20 protein-coding genes are annotated in these 17,073 nt (G+C 52.5%); 9 read left to right on the top strand and 11 right to left on the bottom strand.

All coding sequences use genetic code 11. The features are described 5' to 3' along the window. Window positions 1–5: 5 nt before the first annotated feature. A complete protein-coding gene (gene argH / locus ACL7TT_RS13200) occupies window positions 6–1,469 on the top strand; it encodes an argininosuccinate lyase (protein ID WP_413396021.1) in 1,464 nt (487 codons plus the stop codon). Here argH and cyaY read toward each other — a convergent pair. Next, a complete protein-coding gene (gene cyaY / locus ACL7TT_RS13195) occupies window positions 1,449–1,775 on the bottom strand; it encodes an iron donor protein CyaY (protein ID WP_299948438.1) in 327 nt (108 codons plus the stop codon). The two genes, argH and cyaY, sit on opposite strands and share 21 nt — an antisense overlap. A 107-nt stretch (window positions 1,776–1,882) precedes the next feature. On the opposite strand from cyaY, the gene lptM reads away from it, so the two are divergent. From lptM to ACL7TT_RS13175, 4 genes are all read left to right on the top strand, one after another. Beyond that, window positions 1,883–2,122, top strand: a complete 240-nt coding sequence (gene lptM / locus ACL7TT_RS13190) for an LPS translocon maturation chaperone LptM (RefSeq protein WP_299948440.1) — start codon at window positions 1,883–1,885, stop codon at window positions 2,120–2,122. Then, window positions 2,119–3,372, top strand: coding sequence for a diaminopimelate decarboxylase (lysA, locus tag ACL7TT_RS13185; protein ID WP_299948442.1), 1,254 nt, complete (start codon window positions 2,119–2,121; stop codon window positions 3,370–3,372). Before lptM ends, lysA begins: the two co-directional genes overlap by 4 nt. A 238-nt stretch (window positions 3,373–3,610) precedes the next feature. Beyond that, window positions 3,611–4,441, top strand: coding sequence for a diaminopimelate epimerase (gene dapF, locus ACL7TT_RS13180; RefSeq protein ID WP_413396018.1), 831 nt, complete (start codon window positions 3,611–3,613; stop codon window positions 4,439–4,441). A gap of 129 nt (window positions 4,442–4,570) precedes the next feature. Beyond that, on the top strand, window positions 4,571–5,308 hold the full coding sequence (locus ACL7TT_RS13175) for a DUF484 family protein (RefSeq protein WP_413396016.1): 738 nt from the start codon (window positions 4,571–4,573) through the stop codon (window positions 5,306–5,308). Between the two features lie 116 nt (window positions 5,309–5,424). On the opposite strand, the gene ACL7TT_RS13170 is transcribed toward ACL7TT_RS13175, so the two are convergent. The 5 genes from ACL7TT_RS13170 to ACL7TT_RS13150 form a co-directional block, all read right to left on the bottom strand. Beyond that, window positions 5,425–5,649 (bottom strand): hypothetical protein, encoded by a 225-nt coding sequence (locus ACL7TT_RS13170; RefSeq protein ID WP_413396014.1) that lies wholly within the window; start codon window positions 5,647–5,649, stop codon window positions 5,425–5,427. Window positions 5,650–6,027: 378 nt separating this feature from the next. Further along, entirely contained in the window at window positions 6,028–6,366 is a 339-nt protein-coding gene (locus ACL7TT_RS13165) for a P-II family nitrogen regulator (protein WP_299948010.1), read from the bottom strand. A gap of 76 nt (window positions 6,367–6,442) precedes the next feature. Beyond that, window positions 6,443–7,702, bottom strand: a complete 1,260-nt coding sequence (locus tag ACL7TT_RS13160) for an ammonium transporter (RefSeq protein WP_413396012.1) — start codon at window positions 7,700–7,702, stop codon at window positions 6,443–6,445. Window positions 7,703–7,759: 57 nt separating this feature from the next. Continuing rightward, on the bottom strand, window positions 7,760–8,098 hold the full coding sequence (locus ACL7TT_RS13155) for a P-II family nitrogen regulator (protein ID WP_413396010.1): 339 nt from the start codon (window positions 8,096–8,098) through the stop codon (window positions 7,760–7,762). Between the two features lie 51 nt (window positions 8,099–8,149). Continuing rightward, the gene (locus tag ACL7TT_RS13150; RefSeq protein WP_413396009.1) at window positions 8,150–8,875 is read right to left on the bottom strand and encodes a TorF family putative porin; all 726 of its coding nucleotides are present in this window, start codon (window positions 8,873–8,875) and stop codon (window positions 8,150–8,152) included. Window positions 8,876–9,303: 428 nt separating this feature from the next. Between ACL7TT_RS13150 and ACL7TT_RS13145 the strand changes: the two genes are divergently transcribed. Then, a complete protein-coding gene (locus ACL7TT_RS13145; RefSeq protein WP_299948017.1) occupies window positions 9,304–9,546 on the top strand; it encodes an accessory factor UbiK family protein in 243 nt (80 codons plus the stop codon). A 31-nt stretch (window positions 9,547–9,577) separates the two neighbouring features. Then, a complete protein-coding gene (locus tag ACL7TT_RS13140) occupies window positions 9,578–11,074 on the top strand; it encodes a YifB family Mg chelatase-like AAA ATPase (protein WP_413396006.1) in 1,497 nt (498 codons plus the stop codon). A gap of 405 nt (window positions 11,075–11,479) precedes the next feature. On the opposite strand, the gene ACL7TT_RS13135 is transcribed toward ACL7TT_RS13140, so the two are convergent. The 3 genes from ACL7TT_RS13135 to ACL7TT_RS13125 all read right to left on the bottom strand — a co-directional run bounded on the left by ACL7TT_RS13135 (window position 11,480) and on the right by ACL7TT_RS13125 (window position 14,145). Continuing rightward, entirely contained in the window at window positions 11,480–12,151 is a 672-nt protein-coding gene (locus tag ACL7TT_RS13135; RefSeq protein WP_413396005.1) for a hypothetical protein, read from the bottom strand. Between the two features lies 1 nt (window position 12,152). Next, a complete protein-coding gene (locus ACL7TT_RS13130) occupies window positions 12,153–13,430 on the bottom strand; it encodes an RHS repeat-associated core domain-containing protein (RefSeq protein WP_413396003.1) in 1,278 nt (425 codons plus the stop codon). 277 nt (window positions 13,431–13,707) lie between these two features. Next, window positions 13,708–14,145, bottom strand: coding sequence for a hypothetical protein (locus tag ACL7TT_RS13125; protein WP_413396001.1), 438 nt, complete (start codon window positions 14,143–14,145; stop codon window positions 13,708–13,710). A gap of 56 nt (window positions 14,146–14,201) precedes the next feature. Between ACL7TT_RS13125 and ACL7TT_RS13120 the strand changes: the two genes are divergently transcribed. Continuing rightward, window positions 14,202–15,364, top strand: a protein-coding gene (locus ACL7TT_RS13120) for an IS3 family transposase (RefSeq protein WP_413395999.1) whose coding sequence is annotated in 2 segments (ribosomal slippage) — window positions 14,202–14,469 and window positions 14,469–15,364 — 1,164 coding nt in all. Because the reading frame shifts where the segments join, the coding sequence is not laid out codon by codon here. A gap of 237 nt (window positions 15,365–15,601) precedes the next feature. Here ACL7TT_RS13120 and ACL7TT_RS13115 read toward each other — a convergent pair. Further along, on the bottom strand, window positions 15,602–16,075 hold the full coding sequence (locus tag ACL7TT_RS13115; protein WP_413395997.1) for a hypothetical protein: 474 nt from the start codon (window positions 16,073–16,075) through the stop codon (window positions 15,602–15,604). A 57-nt stretch (window positions 16,076–16,132) separates the two neighbouring features. Further along, window positions 16,133–16,744 (bottom strand): hypothetical protein, encoded by a 612-nt coding sequence (locus ACL7TT_RS13110; protein ID WP_413395995.1) that lies wholly within the window; start codon window positions 16,742–16,744, stop codon window positions 16,133–16,135. Window positions 16,745–16,772: 28 nt separating this feature from the next. Here ACL7TT_RS13110 and ACL7TT_RS13105 point away from each other — a divergent pair. Further along, window positions 16,773–17,073 (top strand): transposase (locus ACL7TT_RS13105; RefSeq protein ID WP_413395994.1); only part of this gene is annotated, 301 nt, incomplete at its 3' end.

Below are 17,073 nucleotides of genomic sequence, written 5' to 3'. Positions count from 1 at the left end.
AAAGCATGAGCAATAGCAAAGCCCCCACCAACTCCGCCAACAACCCGGTCCCCAAACCCTGGGGCGGTCGCTTCAGCGAGGCTACCGATACCTTTGTCGAGCGATTTACCGCCTCGGTCTCCTTCGATCAACGTATGGCACTGGAGGATATCCAGGGCTCCCTTGCCCATGCGCAGATGTTGTCGGAGGTAGGGGTATTGAGCGACGGGGAATACCGTAAAATCGCCGCTGGCCTAGGGGATATTGCCGAGGAAATTAAAGCGGGGACATTTCCCTGGTCGGTTCAGTTGGAGGACGTGCATATGAATATTGAGGCACGCCTGACCGAGCGTATCGGCCCCACCGGCAAGAAGCTGCACACCGGCCGCTCCCGCAACGACCAGGTGGCAACCGATATTCGCCTGTGGCTGCGCAGCCGTATTGATCGCATCGCCGCCGAACTGACCCGCCTGCAATCGGGACTGGTGGCCCTGGCCGAGCGCGAGGCCGATACTATCATGCCGGGCTTTACCCACCTGCAGAGCGCGCAGCCGGTGACCTTCGGTCACCATCTGCTGGCCTGGAACGCCATGCTCAGCAGGGACTTTGAGCGTCTGATGGATTGCCGCAAGCGCCTGAACCGCTCTCCCCTGGGCGCCGCCGCACTGGCCGGCACCAGCTACCCGATTGACCGCGCTCGCACCGCCGAACTGCTGGGCTTTGACGCGCCCAGCGAGAACTCTCTGGACTCTGTCAGTGACCGGGATTTCGCAATCGAATTCTGCGCCTTCGCCGCGCTGCTGCTCACCCATCTGTCCCGTGCCAGTGAGGAACTGGTGCTCTGGACCTCCAGTCAGTTTGATTTTATCGACCTGCCGGACCGTTTCTGCACCGGCTCCTCCATCATGCCGCAGAAGAAAAATCCGGACGTGCCGGAATTGGTGCGCGGCAAGACCGGTCGCGTCAACGGCCACCTGGTAGCGCTGCTGACGCTGATGAAAAGCCAACCACTGGCGTACAACAAGGACAACCAGGAGGACAAGGAGCCGCTATTCGATAGCGCCGATACCGCACTGGACTGCCTGCGCGCCTTTGCAGATATGGTGCCGGCACTGGAGGCGAAGAGAGACAATATGCTGGAGGCTGCGGCCAGGGGCTTCTCCACCGCCACAGACCTGGCCGACTATCTGGTGCGCAAGGGCGTTGCCTTTCGCGATGCCCATGAGATTGTCGGCCAGTCGGTGTCCTTTGCCATCGAACAGGGCAAGGACCTGGCAGAATTGAGTTTGCACCAACTGCAACAATACTGCGCGGAAATCGATGAGGATGTGTTTGCCGTGCTCACCCTGGAGGGCTCGGTCACTGCCCGTGCCCACATCGGCGGCACCGCGCCGATGCAAGTGCGCGCGGCCTGTGCCCGGGCGAGAGACGCCATCGCACTGCGCGCTGAGGCCCCATCCGGGACCGATCTACAGACACAGTGCCAATAACACCCGCTCCCCCTGCTGATCGCTCAACACGCGATCCAGCAGCGCTGGCAGATCTTCGCCCGTGGAAGCGCATTGCCAACCGGGATCGGCAAACGCCAAATGGTAGCCTCCGGACTTGGCAGCGACCCAAAGTTCGCCACTGGCCGACTGGCGCGAGATAATAACCTGGCTGCCATTGTCCTCCAGTGTCAGGGTCAACACGGCGCCATTGCGCTCGAAATCAATGTCCCAGGCGCAGTTATCCACAGCGTCCTCGATCGTCATCAGGGTGTGCTCAACGGCCGCCTCGTATCTGGTCTGGCTCATCTTTATGTAACTTCTGTTAGGGTCTGCTTGGTAGAAATTTCCGGGCCGCTATACTATCAGGCTTTTGCCGAACACCGCTTGGCAAGCCCGGGCGCAGGATGTCATCCATGTCGAAAACACCGTTTCTCTCTCTCCTGGCCCTCCTGGCCAGTGCCGGCCTCGCAACCAGTTGCGGCCAGAAAGGCCCGCTGTACCTGCCCCAGGCTCCCGCTTCGCCGGCTCCGAGTATTACCACTGGACCACCCTCCACCGCACCCACCAGCAACACAGCGACTCAGCCGGGCGAATCTGATGAGGAGGATCGCAAAAGCGCGGAAGACCCAGCAGAGCAAGAAACACAGAAATGAGCGAGTTCAATTACCGCGACGGCAGTCTGTGGGCGGAGCAGGTTTGCCTGGAAGAGATCGCCGGGCGTTTCGGCACCCCAACCTACGTCTACAGCCGCGCGCACTTTGAGCGGCAATACCAAGCCTATGCCAATGCCCTCGGCAGTCATCCCGGCCTGATCTGTTATGCGGTCAAGGCCAACAGCAACCTGGGCATCCTGTCCCTACTGGCACAGCTGGGTGCGGGCTTTGATATCGTCTCCGGCGGCGAGTTGGAGAGGGTGCTACTGGCCGGCGGCGATCCCTCCCGTGTGGTTTTCTCCGGTGTGGGAAAAACCGCTGACGAGATGCGCCGTGCGCTCGAGGTGGGTGTGCACTGCTTCAATATCGAATCCGAGGCGGAAATGCACCGCCTGGCGCAGGTGGCGGCAGAGTGCGAGACCGTCGCCCCCATCTCCCTGCGAGTGAATCCGGATGTCGATGCCCAGACCCACCCCTATATTTCCACAGGTCTTAAGGAAAACAAGTTTGGTATCGCCATTGCACACGCCTTAGGCACCTACTCTCGCGCAGCAAACTCCGCACACTTGAAAGTGATCGGTGTGGATTGCCATATCGGCTCCCAGCTAACCGAGATAGCGCCCTTTATGGATGCTCTGGATCGACTGCTGGAACTGGTCGACCGGCTCCTCGGGGAGGGCATCCAGTTGGAACATCTGGATCTGGGCGGTGGCCTGGGTGTGCGTTACCGGGGAGAGGAACCACCACCGGTGGCGGCCTACCTCATGGCGGTGCTCGAGCGCATTGGCGATCGCAACCTGGGCCTGATTCTGGAGCCGGGGCGTTCCATCGCTGCCAACGGCGGCGTACTGTTGACCCGGGTCGATTACCTGAAGCCGACCGAGGAACACAACTTCGCCATTGTCGACGCCGCCATGAACGACAACCTGCGCCCGGCCCTGTACCAGGCCTGGCAGGATATCGTGCCGGTGACACTGAACCATGGCGAGAGCGCCCTGTGGGATATCGTTGGCCCGGTTTGTGAAACCGGTGATTTCCTCGGCAAGAACCGCACCCTATCCTTGAGGGAGGGGCAGCTGCTGGCGGTGCTCTCCACCGGCGCCTACGGGTTTACCATGAGCTCAAACTACAACAGCCGCACCCGTGCAGCAGAGGTGCTGGTGGACGGTGGCAATACCTATCTGGTGCGGGCGCGGGAAACTTTCGCCGACTTGGTACGGGGCGAGAGCCCGGTACCGGAAAAAATCTGACCCCCGGTGACGGAATCGATGTCAGAATAAGAATGACATTGGCGCAATCGAGAACCCTGAGAGAACCCAGCTTCTCATTGCCAAAGTGCGACACAAAGGGTGCCGTCGCCGGCGTAAAGTTGCAAGGCCATGCGGTACCCGCTGACGCACACCGCTTTGCCAGTACTCCGCGGACGACAGCCGATGTATTCAGGGATGATACTTCGTTTACCCAATACAGAACCCACAGAGAAATGGAATGCGCGTTAAATTCAGCAAGATGCACGGGCTCGGAAACGATTTTGTCATGCTCGACGGCGTTAGTCAGCGAATCAGGCTGTCGCCAGACAAGATTCGCCGAATTGCCGACCGCCGCCTGGGCATCGGCTGCGACCAGGTACTACTGGTGGAACCACCCCAGTATCCCGATACGGATTTCCGCTACCGGATCTTCAATGCGGACGGTGGGGAAGTGGAGAACTGCGGCAATGGCGCTCGCTGCTTTGCACGCTTTGTACACGAGCGCCGCCTTACCGGTAAACAACACCTGAACGTGGAAATCGCCAGCGGCACGCTGCAGCTCAACCTTATAGGTGGTGACCAGGTCGAGGTGAACATGGGGGCGCCACTCCTGGAGCCGGAGCAAATTCCCTTCAGTGCCGATCGCCGTGCGGAAAGCTATCCCCTGGAGATCAACGGCGAGACTTTTATTATCGGCGCCGTATCCATGGGCAACCCCCACGCAGTGTTACTGGTTGAGGATGTACAGATGGCTCCGGTGCCCGAGCTGGGTCCCCTGTTGGCAATGCACCCGCGTTTTCCACAGGGCGTGAATGTGGGCTTTTTGCAAATTGAGGCCCGCAGCATGGCGCATCTGCGGGTATTCGAGCGCGGCGTGGGCGAAACCCGTGCCTGTGGCACTGGCGCTTGCGCTGCCATGGTCTACGCACACCAACGCGGACTGGTGGAGGACAAGGTGGAAATCCATCTGCCGGGGGGCGCCCTGACAATCCACTGGAGTGGACCGGGTCAGCCAGTTACTATGAGTGGGCCCGCAACCACGGTTTTTCACGGGCAAATTATTCTCTGAATAACAATACGGGCAGGGTGGCAGTCTATTCGCACTTCCCAGGGATTACGCGCACCTGCCGCCAGAGGGTGCCCACCCGCTGAAGTTGCAACTGCACCTCAGGTCCGCACGGATATCGAACACACCAAAATGGAACAAAAAGACGCCAAGCATCCCCTTGACGAGATTGCCTCTGATCCGCACAAGGAGGCACAGCGCAATGAAAAGCTGCTCGCACGCCAGGTTGCCCGCTACCTGATGCAAAACCCCGAGTTCTTTGTCGAGCGTATGGACCTGCTCGAGACCATCAAATTGCCGCGGGAAAATGGCAAGACGGTGTCGTTGATGACACACCAGACCAACCTGTTGCGCGAGCGCAATATCGAGATGCGCCAGCGGCTCGACCAACTACTGCACAATGCCCGCGAAAACGACCAGTTATTTTTCAACAGTCGCCGCCTGATTCTGGCCCTGCTGGAGGCGCAGAACGTGGGCAAGGCCGTTGAGGTCCTCTATGCCAACTTTTTTACCGACTTCAATGTGGAATTCACTACTCTGACCCTGTTTGACCCCCCACCTGGGACACGCAGCAGTCTGGGCCAGGTGCAAACCAGTTCCAGCGCCAGCGCCCAAACCGCTATTGGTGGAATTCTGCGCAATGGTCGCCCTGTTTGTGGTGTTTTACGCCCGGTAGAGCGTGAATACCTGTTTGCCGGGCAGGGACAACAGGTGGCCTCTGCAGCAGTAGTGCCGCTGGGCAGTCAATTGGGCGTGCTTGCGGCAGGTTCTTCCGACCCGCAATACTATCGTTCCAGCCTGGGCACACTGTTTCTGTCCTACATCGCTGAGGTATTGGAACGCCTGTTGCCAAAGTGGTTGGAGCGCTAGGCCGGGAGCGGTTTACCGGGTTTTTTCCAGCCAGCCCCAACAACCCAACTGACCTTTTAAGGTTGGAGACCGGTGTGTACCGCCACCCTGCCGGCGGAGGTGGCCTTCTTAGGGGACTAAATCGGGCGGCTGCCGTATTTGGGCTGTGGCTTGCGAGGGGGATCGGCGCTGACATCCGGGTCAATTTCGCTGATTGCGCCGCCACCATCGAGAAACTCCTCCACATCGGCACTGAGTTGACTCCTTGCGCGTTCGCGCGAGGTGACACTGCGCTCTTCGGCAAATTCCTCAGAGTCTTTACTGCGAGAGTTCTTGCCCTGATCTTCGTAACCATCTTTCATAGCTAAAACCCTGTAACCTTTACTCCTGTTACAGAGGGAGTACCTCTGCGCCGCCTTTTCCCCGCGGCGTATAAGAAACCGAAAGCCAGTTCGAGTGACAATCCCGTGCCCCATCACAAGTGGCGAATAATATATAGGCACTTCCTATCTGCGCCGCCAGCTGTGAGCGCTTGAGCCGTAGAGTTTTTTGTTGGGACAAAACTGTGAGATATTGCCTTTTGCTATGGGGATTTCAGCGAAAGCTGTGCAGGGGTGTTTGCCCACATCACGCAAATGGCATAACCGACAATACCCAGAAAAGAGAAAAGCCCTCCGAGGGGCTTACAAAAGCAGTTGGCGTTCTTTTTCTATTTCAACTATCGAATATATGTGGCTTGATTACACCGCCTCCCTGCCCGTTTCACCAGTGCGGATACGGATCACTTCCTCCAGGGCGGTAATAAAGATTTTACCGTCACCGATTTTTCCTGTCTGGGCGGCCTTGGTAATGGCCTCAACAGCGGGATCCACCATATCGTCATCCACTGCCAGCTCCAGTTTGACTTTGGGCAGGAAGTCCACCACATACTCAGCACCGCGGTAGAGTTCGGTATGCCCTTTCTGGCGACCAAAGCCTTTCACTTCCGTTACCGTCATCCCCTGTACACCCACTTCCGAAAGGGCTGTACGTACATCATCCAGTTTGAAGGGCTTAACCACGGCCGTTATCAATTTCATTTTGTCTATTCCCCCTGATGTGTCTTCTCTATAATAACCGCAACCAGGGTGCCACCTGGCGGGGTTCGCAGAACAACTAATTGCTCATGAACTCCGGGTAAGCTTCCATTCCGCATTCCGTCAAGTCAATACCCTCCTGCTCCTCATCCTCACTGACGCGGATACCGGTCACCCACTTGAGCAGATACCAGACCATAAGGGAAGTGGTAAAGACCCAGAAGAAAATGGTCACGGCGCCTGTCAACTGACCGCTAACAGTGGCGTCTTCATGTGTGAGCGGCACCAGCATCAGACCGAGCATACCAATCACACCGTGTACGGAAATTGCGCCAACCGGGTCATCTATTCTCAGCTTGTCCAACACGATAATGGAGAAAACCACAATGATACCGGCGATCATGCCAAACAGGGTTGCCTGCAGCGCAGTCGGAGTGGCGGGCTCGGCGGTAATGGCCACGAGACCGGCCAATGCCCCATTGAGCAGCATCGTCAGATCGGCCTTGCCAAAAAGGATGCGCGCGGTGATTAACGCGGCAATAGCCCCTCCGGCTGCAGCAGTATTGGTATTGACAAATACCATCGACACCGTGTGTGCATTGGCAGCATCGCCCAGTTTGAGCACGGAGCCACCATTAAAACCGAACCAACCCATCCACAGAATAAAAGTCCCCAGGGTTGCCAGCGGCAGGTTTGCACCGGGAATCGCATAGACCTGACCATTGGGGCCGTACTTGCCCTTGCGCGCGCCCAGCACCAGAACGCCAGCCAGTGCAGCAGCTGCGCCAGCCATATGTACAATACCGGAACCGGCAAAGTCAGAGAAGCCGAGATCACCCAGGTTATACAGTCCGAAAACGTCTTTGCCACCCCAGGTCCAGGACCCCTCAAGCGGATAAATAAAGCCTGTCAGGACAACGGCAAACGCCAGGAAGCTCCACAGCTTCATTCGCTCTGCTACGGCACCGGATACGATGGACATTGCCGTGGCGACAAACACTACCTGGAAGAAAAAGTCGGAGGCCCCGGAATATACGGAGTCGCCCTCAAAGCCATTCTCAGCGGACTCCGCCAGTACACCGTCAAGGCTGAAGGCCTCAATGCCGGAAAGCATCCAATTGCCATCATACATAATCGCGTAACCGGTCATCAGGTACATGATGCAGGCAATGGCAAACAGGGCGACATTCTTAGTGAGAATTTCGGTGGTATTTTTTGAACGCACCAGGCCTGCTTCCAGCATTGCAAACCCGGCAGCCATCCACATCACCAGCGCACCACATATCAAAAAATAAAAGGTATCAACTGCATATTGCAACTGAAATACTTGACTCTCCATTTTCCTCTCCGATTAAACCTGTATATTTTTTAAAATTATGTTTTGAATATTTCTGATCTAAATAGCATCGCTGCCGGATTCTTCGGTGCGTATACGCACTGCCTGCTCAAGGTTGGCTACAAAAATTTTGCCATCGCCGATCTTCCCGCTATGCGCGCTGGAACCGATTATTTCCAACGCCACATCCAGTTGTTGCGCTGAAACTGCAATATGCAGCATGGTTTTAGGCAGAAAATCCACTACATACTCTGCGCCACGATATAATTCCGTATGGCCCTTTTGCCGGCCAAACCCCTTAACCTCACTGACAGTAACGCCATTAACACCTGCTTCTCTCAAAGCGTCTCGCACTGCATCCAGTTTGAAAGGTTTAATAATTGCAGTGATCAGTTTCATGGCTTCCCCCCACAAAAGAACAATGCCCGCAACTAATTACAGGCGTTTGTATTACCAGGTATAGCTCGCTTCAGCGAGCAGTGTCGCCTCACACCAGCTGGTGTCAAAGCACGCTCTGTCGCTTATATCTGTGCCAATAAAAGCAGCGCTCAGGGTTAGGTCACCAAACGCTTTACTGAGGATTGCAGAGTAATCGATATAGGAATCAGACTCGTATAGGAAAATTTCTTCATCAAAAAGGTTTAAACCAATATGAAGCTCTAAACTCAGATCAGATGGCAAAGAAAAACTATACTCTGCGTAAGGATAATAAAAAGCACCTGATTCAGCCCAATAGTCATCGGAATAAGCAAAACCCAGCGTTAGGTCGGAGAAGGTCAGACTTCCATATATTTCTTGATAGTCCTCATCACGATCACTTCCGTGATAAGCGTAATGGATATAACCAATCTCATAGCGCGTGGAATCATTCACTTCCGCAGAGTAGCCACCATAGAAATCCTGTTCAAAATCAGTTTCGTCATTGCCGTAATCGAAGTCCACCTGTGAAACCCAGGTGCCCAGATAAAAGCCATTGACAAAATCTAAGTCTATCCCCGCCTGAATTGCCGGTTGCCCATCGCTCTGACTAATACCGCGAAATCTGTACTCCGAGACCAGACCCGCGCTGACACTGAAACTGGGACCGATTTGTTCGGCAAAAGCCGTACCGCCAATAGCCAGAGCCAGGGCAGCACCAGTGAAGACAGTGGCGATTTTGTGCATTTTCGTTTTCACCTTTGATCCTCCAAGATTTCCATGTATCTAAATTTCTGATTCCTGTAATGGCGCCGCCTGCAATCGGTCCTGTACTGTCGGGTATGACAGAGGGTCTTTTGCGTCTTGTGAACGGCGACTTTCCCGGACTGCCAGTGATCGTCAATGGCACACCTGCCTAATTGAGTGCAGGGTTGATGCCAAAGCTGCAACACTGAATAAAATCAACGGGTTAGCTAAGAAAATAGACAGTTGGAATAAATACGAACAAAGAGCCAACAAAAGAGTACGCACCAAACTGGCCCTTTTGATCGAAACACGCACTGAAGTGGGGAGGCACTGCAGGGGGGAATAATCAAAATGGTGCACCTTGGACAGCTTTTGCGACAAAGTACTGTGGGTTACAATCTGGTGCCAATAACGATGAATTACTGAGCGAGGAGTTGCCTGTGGCTGCGGATAAACTGCAACAGCTACTGAAAGAACTGCAACAACAGGGTGCGGTTGTCAGCAATGACCTGCGCAGCGCCCTGGAAGTTTCCCTGGACAAGTTGCCACTGGTATCCCAGCGCGAGTTCGATACCCAGGTGGATATTCTGCGACGCACCCGGGAAAAGCTGGCGCGCCTGGAGGATAAAGTGGAAATGCTGGAACAGGTCCTGGCCTCAAGGGACAACAAACCCGAAACCTGAATCCTCGGCTGGTGATTTCCAGGATGAAACTGTGAACCTCTCAGTTACCCATGCCCGTGCACAGCTCGGGGTATCTGCCCCATTGGTCACAGTCGAGACACATCTGGCCAATGGCCTTCCCGCCTTCCATATCGTCGGCCTGCCTGAGACAGCGGTGAGAGAGAGCCGCGACCGGGTACGCAGTGCTCTGATCAATAGCCATTTCGAGTTTCCACAGCGCCGTATTACGGTCAATCTCGCGCCCGCCGACCTGCCCAAAGAAGGCGGGCGCTACGACCTGGCGATCGCCATCGGTATCCTCGCGGCCTCCGGACAGGTGCCCTGCGAACCTCTGCAAAATTATGAGTTTATCGGCGAATTGGCACTGACCGGCATACTGCGCGAAGTCAGTGGCGCCCTACCCGCAGCGATTGCCAGTACCATTGCCCGGCGCAAACTGGTGGTGCCACAGGCGTGTGGTGCCGAAGCCGCTCTGGCGGGAGGCGAAGTCGGCAGTGCCGCTTCACTATTGCAGGTATGTGCCGAACTGCACGGGCGTGAGCCCCTGCCCCGCGCCACTCCCAAACCGCAAGATGCTGATATACATTGCGCCGATCTTGTCGATGTGCGCGGCCAGCTAAAAGCCCGGCGCGCCCTGGAGGTGGCTGCAGCCGGTGGCCACAACCTGCTTTTTTACGGCCCCCCCGGCACCGGCAAAACCATGCTGGCCAGCCGCCTGCCGGGCATACTGCCTCCGCTCAGCACTACCGAATTAATCGAGGTGGCTGCCGTCTACTCCAGTGCAGGCATGCCTCACCAGAGTTTGCGTCCTTTCCGTGCGCCGCATCACAGCGCCTCGCCAGCCGCGCTGGTGGGGGGCGGCAGTACACCGAAACCTGGTGAGGTCTCACTGGCCCATCGCGGCGTCCTGTTTCTGGATGAAATGCCAGAATTTCCCCGCCAGGCACTGGAAATACTGCGCGAGCCTCTGGAAAACGGTGAAGTGCGCATCTCCCGCGCACAAGCCCAGGTCACCTTTCCCGCCAGTTTTCAATTGGTGGGCGCCATGAACCCCTGCCCTTGTGGATACTTGGGGGAGAACCGCTGCCGCTGCACACCGGACCAGATTGGCCGCTACCGCAACAAACTTTCCGGACCGCTGCTGGACCGTATTGACATGCAGGTGGAGGTCAGCACCATGAACGCCGCTCAATTACAGGACGCTCCCACCGGAGAGCCTTCCGAAGTGGTGCGCACGCGGGTATGCACCGCCCGCGAGCGACAGATCCAACGCCAGGGCAAGATCAATACCCTCTTACAGGGTGTCGAGTTGGAAAAGCACTGCGCACTGGGAAACAATGAAAAGCATCTGATGAGACAATCTATAGAAAAACTGGGGCTCTCTGCGCGCAGCTATCACCGCGTACTCAGGGTCGCGCGTACCCTGGCAGACCTTGCGGGTGCTGAAAGGGCCTATACGACGCATATTTCCGAGGCCCTTGCCTACCGCAACCTGGACAGACGCCGAGCCATTACGGCTTCGATCTAGCATGGCCTTATAAAAAACACACCGCAATTTGTCACCTGAATTGGGCCAGCCTGATCGATGCCAAGCAGCTCCGGGTGGCGCATCAGGTTAAAACGCATGAAATCTTTTACTCAATAGCGATAGGTTTTTTCGGTTTTCCAAGTCAAATACTTTGACCGCATAAAGTTCTGCAATCGATGCATAAATCTAGAGGAGATTTTCGAAGCGGATATAGGGATATTCTTCATTTAAACCTACCAAAGCTTTATATACGTACAGTTTTACAGGAAATATGGCCAAATGTAAGCCGGAATATTGTTCATCACGACCTTTATTTTGACAGTAGTGAGAATTGTGCCGAAAAACTGCTCAGGTTCAACCTTGATACGCATACCATTTCATATCTGTTAATTAAATTCCGTAATTCTATTCAAATTGAGATATGCCCTGTATACTAAAATATCCGCCTTTGCCAAGCTTTCCCCAAAGCCTCCAATTACCTTTAGGGCCTTCAAAAGTTAAATACAAGCAGTCCTGACATTCTAAGGGTGAACCGAACCTTATTGCGGTTAGTTTTAAATCAGATCCATCTAACCCTAAATACGACTCTCTAAACTCATTAAAATTATAGTATATCTTTTCAAGAAAATTTAAACCGGAAAAAACCTTTTTAAATTCATATTTAGATTTTCGTCCGGATTGCATAAGCTCATAAATACTGATAAATTCACGAACGGACATGCTGGCAAATTCATTTGATAGATACACGTAAACAGCGCTGTTTGTATCCACGGATTTGATTTCCAGCCCCGGTGTGCCTTTCGGAAATGCGTAAAAAATGGAATCCCCTTCCTGATTGTCAACCCACTTATATTGTATTTCTGCATTCTCAATCTCAGACCGCCAAACAAACGAGTAACCAGAGTAATCCATTCTATGTATAGAATAGTAATCGACTATTTTCTCTGCTGGAGTTCTCATCCATGTAATGCTGCAAACACCATCAGATATAATTTCACAAAACGTGATCGCCTTATCTGCGCGGGAATTCAGCGCCGCAATTAACATACAAACACTAAATAAAAATCTAGTTTTCATTTCAATCACCATAATGATCGAGGAGCCATCCAACCGCTTGGCCTGAGAATTGCCTTGTTCTAGGGACTCCATCTCGGTGGCTGTAGGACATCAATCTTCTGGTATAATTAGCTTGGTACCCCAGCCCCATGGCGTGGCCGAATTCATGGGCTGCAGTGGTATCGAGTCGAGTAGTATTAAGTGTTATGACAGGCTTATTACTAAAAAATCTTGATATTACACCTACCCTAGCATAATTTCCGTAATCACCATCCAACCCGAGAATTCTACTATCACCAACCTTTAATCCTAAATCATAAGCCTGCCCTTCTCCAGCAAGGCTAAAATTTATATTGATTTTTTCATGCGCGTTAACAACGCTCGCCATTTCAGTTAAAGCTTGCCCACAGTCCGCAGCGCCATATTGACATTTAAGCACAATATCACCAGTTAATACCCCATTCTCATCTCTTAAACTTAACCCGGTATCTTTAACACCGTTGCGAATATCTGTCGGATCATTTTTAGAGTGTGGGCCGGAATCGGCCTCCAGCTTCTGGTCAAAATGCCCCATCGCATGCCGCGCCCCGGCACTCAACAAACCGCCTGCAAAACCATCTTTAAAACGCCCACCCAAAGCCTTTGCCGCTGCACCACCTGCAAGCCCACTGGCCACATAGTGTCCGGCAACCCCTAGTGACGTTTGGGCCAATGCGTCCCCCAGGCCGCCGCTAATCCCACCAACCACCATCCCCACTGCAAAGCCCGTCAGCACATCCCCTATAGGAGCCCCATTGGCCAAACTGATGGCTGTATTGAGGTATGCCAGCGCCTGGAAATAGATCTCTGCGGCTGCTGGTGAGGCCACTATCGCTATGGCGATCCCTACCACAGTCGATAGGCCCGGTACCGCATTGAGAACTTTGCCCACTGCCTGAAGCTGACGCTTGATGCCCTTGAAAATCCCCTTAGCTACTTTCTTTATTCCTTTCCAGGCTTTTTTAAAAATTTTTCCTATTTTTTTAAACAGTTTCTTAAAGAAATACCCACTAGGGTCTGTATAGCTTAAAGGGTTGTTTAGCACATATGTGTAGCGGTTTAAAGCCTGTAGGTTCGTTCTGTCCTGGATAAACGGGTCGGCACTGAGAAAGCGCCCTATCTCGGCATCATATACCCGCCCGTTCATATGGATCAGGCCCACACCATCCAGCTGTTCATGACCGGTAAAACCCTTGTTGGTAATGCTGGAGGCCAGGTCCCAGGGGTTCAGGGTCAGGTTGTCCCTCTCGTACGCCGTCATACTGGCCCAGGGCTTGTTAAGCAATTACCCCAGTCTTGCGAGACTCGGTGCCCGACACTTGCCCCAGGCATCAAAGCTGAACTCCTCTACTATGTTCATCTATTCGTCAGTAACTGGAAGCCGGCAATGAACCGCTTTATGATCGAATTTGGCAACCGCCTCACTGATAAAAAATAAGCAACTGGCAGGGGCGATTACGCAGAATCATTTATACTCTTCGACAGTTACCTGCCGGGGCTTTGGAAATCCTATCTCCCTCAGTAATTCAATAGCTTCCCTAATTTTCCAACACCATAATACTTTTTATCTTAGATAATACCCCGCTATATGCCGGACCAAAAGTATGGGAGCTTGCAGTATTCTTAATCCTATTTGTGTTGTTAAATAGCCCCTGTAAAGATACATATTTACCAGAGGCATCAGTGAACTGATTTTTCATGCTTTCATCAAAGCTACTAGCATCAATAAACACAGCACTTGAATTATCCATAAATTTATATTTTTCTTTGCTTACAAAAAGCATCGTACTTTCCCGATGAAAATAAAGAACACCCACCACCTCCACATTCCAATCATCATAATCTTCACCAACTGTTATCAATTCGAATACTGAAACAGGTGTATAAGCAAACTCATCAAAAATAGCATTCACATTTATTGATAATAAAAAAATAAGCCCAAGAAATATTTTTAGGTGTCTAATTTTAGAAAGCATAAGTTCACCTATTTATATTTACTGTGAGGCGATAAACTACGCGACAGAGGTGACCCATGGCAAGACCAAAGAAATCAACCAAAACCACTCGCAAGCAATACTCCGAGGAGTACCGGTCAGAGGCCCTGGCACTGGCGGCCAAGGTGGGCGTAAGCGCTGCAGCCAAACAGCTCGGCCTGCATGCCTCCCAGATCTACGGCTGGGGGAGTAAGGCTAGATTACACCAGGATCGAGGAGATGCCGAGAAACAGCTAGCGGCTGAGAATGCCCGGCTGAAACGGCAGCTGGCGGAGCAGGCAGAGGAACTGGCAATCTTAAAAAAAGCCGCGGCGTACTTTGCAAAGAGCCTGAAATGAGGTACGCCTTCATGCAAGAACACAGGCAAGAGTTCAGCGTCAAGGCAATGGTGCGGGTTTTGAACGTATCCCGCAGCGGCTTCTACGACTGGGTAGCCAGAGGAACACTCTGTTCCAAGCGACAGCAACATCGGGACCAGCTGGATCGCCTGGTACAGGAGTGTTTTACGGCCAGCAAAAACCGCAGTGGCGCTCCGCGGCTGACAAAGGAACTGGCAAGCCGAGGTAATGCGTATAACCGTAAGACAGTTGCTGTCAGCATGCGGCGGCAGGGACTGCGGGCTAAGGCAGCCAAAAAGTATAAGGCCACTACCTCCTCGAAGCACAATCTGCCGGTGGCTTCCAATCTACTGAAGCAGAACTTCAATGCTACGGCGGCGAATCAGAAATGGGTTGGGGACATCACCTATTTATGGACAGAAGAAGGCTGGCTATACCTGGCTGTAGTGATAGATCTCTACAGCCGCCTGGTTGTCGGCTGGGCGAGGTCAGAGCGAATGACGGCCACACTAGTCTGTGATGCTTTGCGTATGGCCCTGTGGCGACGAAAAATGCCTAGGGGAGTTATCGTGCACTCTGATCGGGGGAGCCAATACTGCTCCCGAGATTATCAGTCGCTAATCAAAGCGCATAATCTGGAATGTAGCATGAGCGCGAAGGGAAACTGCTACGACAACGCTTGCGCAGAAACATTTTTCCACTCACTAAAAGTAGAATCGATTCATGACGAACGATTTCCAACAAGACTGGCGATGCGTGAAACGGTGTTTGAATACATAGAATTGGATTACAATCGAACCCGCCTTTACAGCGCCAACGGCTACCTCAGCCCAGAAGCGTTTGAGGCACAGCAAGCTGCTTAATGGCGTGTCCGTTGCTGGTGGGCAAGATCAGGAGGTTTTCGGTACGAATTTGCGGATCATGTGCGAGTTAAATTAGAATACGTGAATTATTTAATAGGCGAGATTGGGCAATACAAGCTTGGAGATGGGGAGCGCATTGTTTTTGATTTGAATAACTTGGGCGCTTGGCAATTTGGCTTGGCTTATATGTTTTAAAAAATAGCCCCTACAGATTATAATTCTGTAGGGGCCATTTATTTATCTCTGTTCTTTAATTAATGAAATTAGTGCCGCCAATTGTTCAAGCCTAATAACATTTTCACTACACTTGCTTAATATAATTTCACTACTGCCTTTTTTAACAACGATATGCTGTGATCCATAAATATATTGCATACCACAGCTCGTTATTAATTCCGTAATAGCACCAGTCGAATCAACTTTGGGAAACCCGGCATAACCAACTGCATTTAGCTGAGGGACAGATTCCCCTTTAAGCACTCTGAGGACATCTAACGTCAGAGAAACGCTTTCGTTACCTTGTCGTAAACCATCTTTTTGTATTGCGCTGATTGCTACTAGATAGATACCTTGTGCTCCTTTGTATACACTTTCTAAACTGTCATCTTTTGAAACACACATGCAAGCTTTCGCGGGAGGTGAACTAAAAATTACGATAGAAGCAACAAAGCCAAAAATAACAAGGCTATATCTTGGGTTCTTAAAAGACATCAGTTTTACTCTCTTCAGCTAATCTTGTTTTAACCATTCGTTGTAATACTTTAGGGCTTATTTATTTGCAAATAATTCGCTATACGGGGTGTTACCCGGTTTTGCAACGTGCGCTCTTTCATGTAAAGTAACAAATACTGCTCTTTCAAGACCTGTCTTAAATTCCATTAGCCGTGTCTGATTGGCCCGCCAGACAATTCTATGAGTACCTGGACTAGCAACGCCATGTCCGTATTCAATAGAACTTATATAATTCTTTGTTCCGTCCGTGTGCCTGATGATTGTAGTTGAGGTACAACCGTAAGTCATAGTTCCGGCACAATCTATAGATTCCACTCCAGAATAGTGCCAATCCGCATCGCCCCCAGGAGCGCCTAGACCATCAGCTATCATATCAGCTTTTACCATAAGGGCTTGTTCAGTTTCTCTATCATTTAACTTTGTATAAGTTATTCCTTCCTGTGATTCAGCAGCTTCTTGTACGGCTTTTTGATTAAAATGCCCCATCGCATGCCGAGCCCCGGCACTTAACAAGCCTCCGGCAAAGCCATCTTTAAAGCGACCACCCAAAGCCTTTGCCGCTGCACCACCTGCAAGCGAGCTATAACCAATTTTGGTGTTTGAAGGTTTGAAAGAAAGCAGCGTATCTGGTTGATTTGTTGTCGCCAAACAGTCAACCAACCAGGAATACGCTGCTATGGATAAGAATACCGTTGTTGAGTTTGCAGGTCGACATGAGACAGTAGATCCGCTAACTGGGCTATTACGTCGAGGGGCACGAGAGCTGCTTCAGAAGGCAGTGGAGGCAGAGCTGTCGACCTTCATGGAGGAGTTTCAAAACCGCCGCCTGGGTGATGGCCGAGCGGCTGTAGTCCGCAATGGATACCTGCCAGAGCGTGATATACAGACCGGAATTGGCCCGGTGAAAGTGAAAGTGCCGAAGGTCCGGAGCAAGGACGGTAAGCCAGTAACCTTCCGCTCAGCTTTGGTGCCGCCAT

The organism is Microbulbifer jejuensis, assembly GCF_047289955.1.
Classification (GTDB): domain Bacteria; phylum Pseudomonadota; class Gammaproteobacteria; order Pseudomonadales; family Cellvibrionaceae; genus Microbulbifer.
This window is presented reverse-complemented; position numbering and strand designations above follow the sequence as displayed.

Bases quoted from the DNA above. Each gene is read 5' to 3' on its own strand.
- argH (WP_413396021.1), top strand. From the start codon at position 6: ATGAGCAATAGCAAAGCCCCCACCAACTCCGCCAACAACCCGGTCCCC.
- cyaY (WP_299948438.1), bottom strand. From the start codon at position 1,775: ATGAGCCAGACCAGATACGAGGCGGCCGTTGAGCACACCCTGATGACG.
- lptM (WP_299948440.1), top strand. From the start codon at position 1,883: ATGTCGAAAACACCGTTTCTCTCTCTCCTGGCCCTCCTGGCCAGTGCC.
- lysA (WP_299948442.1), top strand. From the start codon at position 2,119: ATGAGCGAGTTCAATTACCGCGACGGCAGTCTGTGGGCGGAGCAGGTT.
- dapF (WP_413396018.1), top strand. From the start codon at position 3,611: ATGCGCGTTAAATTCAGCAAGATGCACGGGCTCGGAAACGATTTTGTC.
- ACL7TT_RS13175 (WP_413396016.1), top strand. From the start codon at position 4,571: ATGGAACAAAAAGACGCCAAGCATCCCCTTGACGAGATTGCCTCTGAT.
- ACL7TT_RS13170 (WP_413396014.1), bottom strand. From the start codon at position 5,649: ATGAAAGATGGTTACGAAGATCAGGGCAAGAACTCTCGCAGTAAAGAC.
- ACL7TT_RS13165 (WP_299948010.1), bottom strand. From the start codon at position 6,366: ATGAAATTGATAACGGCCGTGGTTAAGCCCTTCAAACTGGATGATGTA.
- ACL7TT_RS13160 (WP_413396012.1), bottom strand. From the start codon at position 7,702: ATGGAGAGTCAAGTATTTCAGTTGCAATATGCAGTTGATACCTTTTAT.
- ACL7TT_RS13155 (WP_413396010.1), bottom strand. From the start codon at position 8,098: ATGAAACTGATCACTGCAATTATTAAACCTTTCAAACTGGATGCAGTG.
- ACL7TT_RS13135 (WP_413396005.1), bottom strand. From the start codon at position 12,151: ATGAAAACTAGATTTTTATTTAGTGTTTGTATGTTAATTGCGGCGCTG.
- ACL7TT_RS13130 (WP_413396003.1), bottom strand. From the start codon at position 13,430: ATGACGGCGTACGAGAGGGACAACCTGACCCTGAACCCCTGGGACCTG.
- ACL7TT_RS13125 (WP_413396001.1), bottom strand. From the start codon at position 14,145: ATGCTTTCTAAAATTAGACACCTAAAAATATTTCTTGGGCTTATTTTT.
- ACL7TT_RS13115 (WP_413395997.1), bottom strand. From the start codon at position 16,075: ATGTCTTTTAAGAACCCAAGATATAGCCTTGTTATTTTTGGCTTTGTT.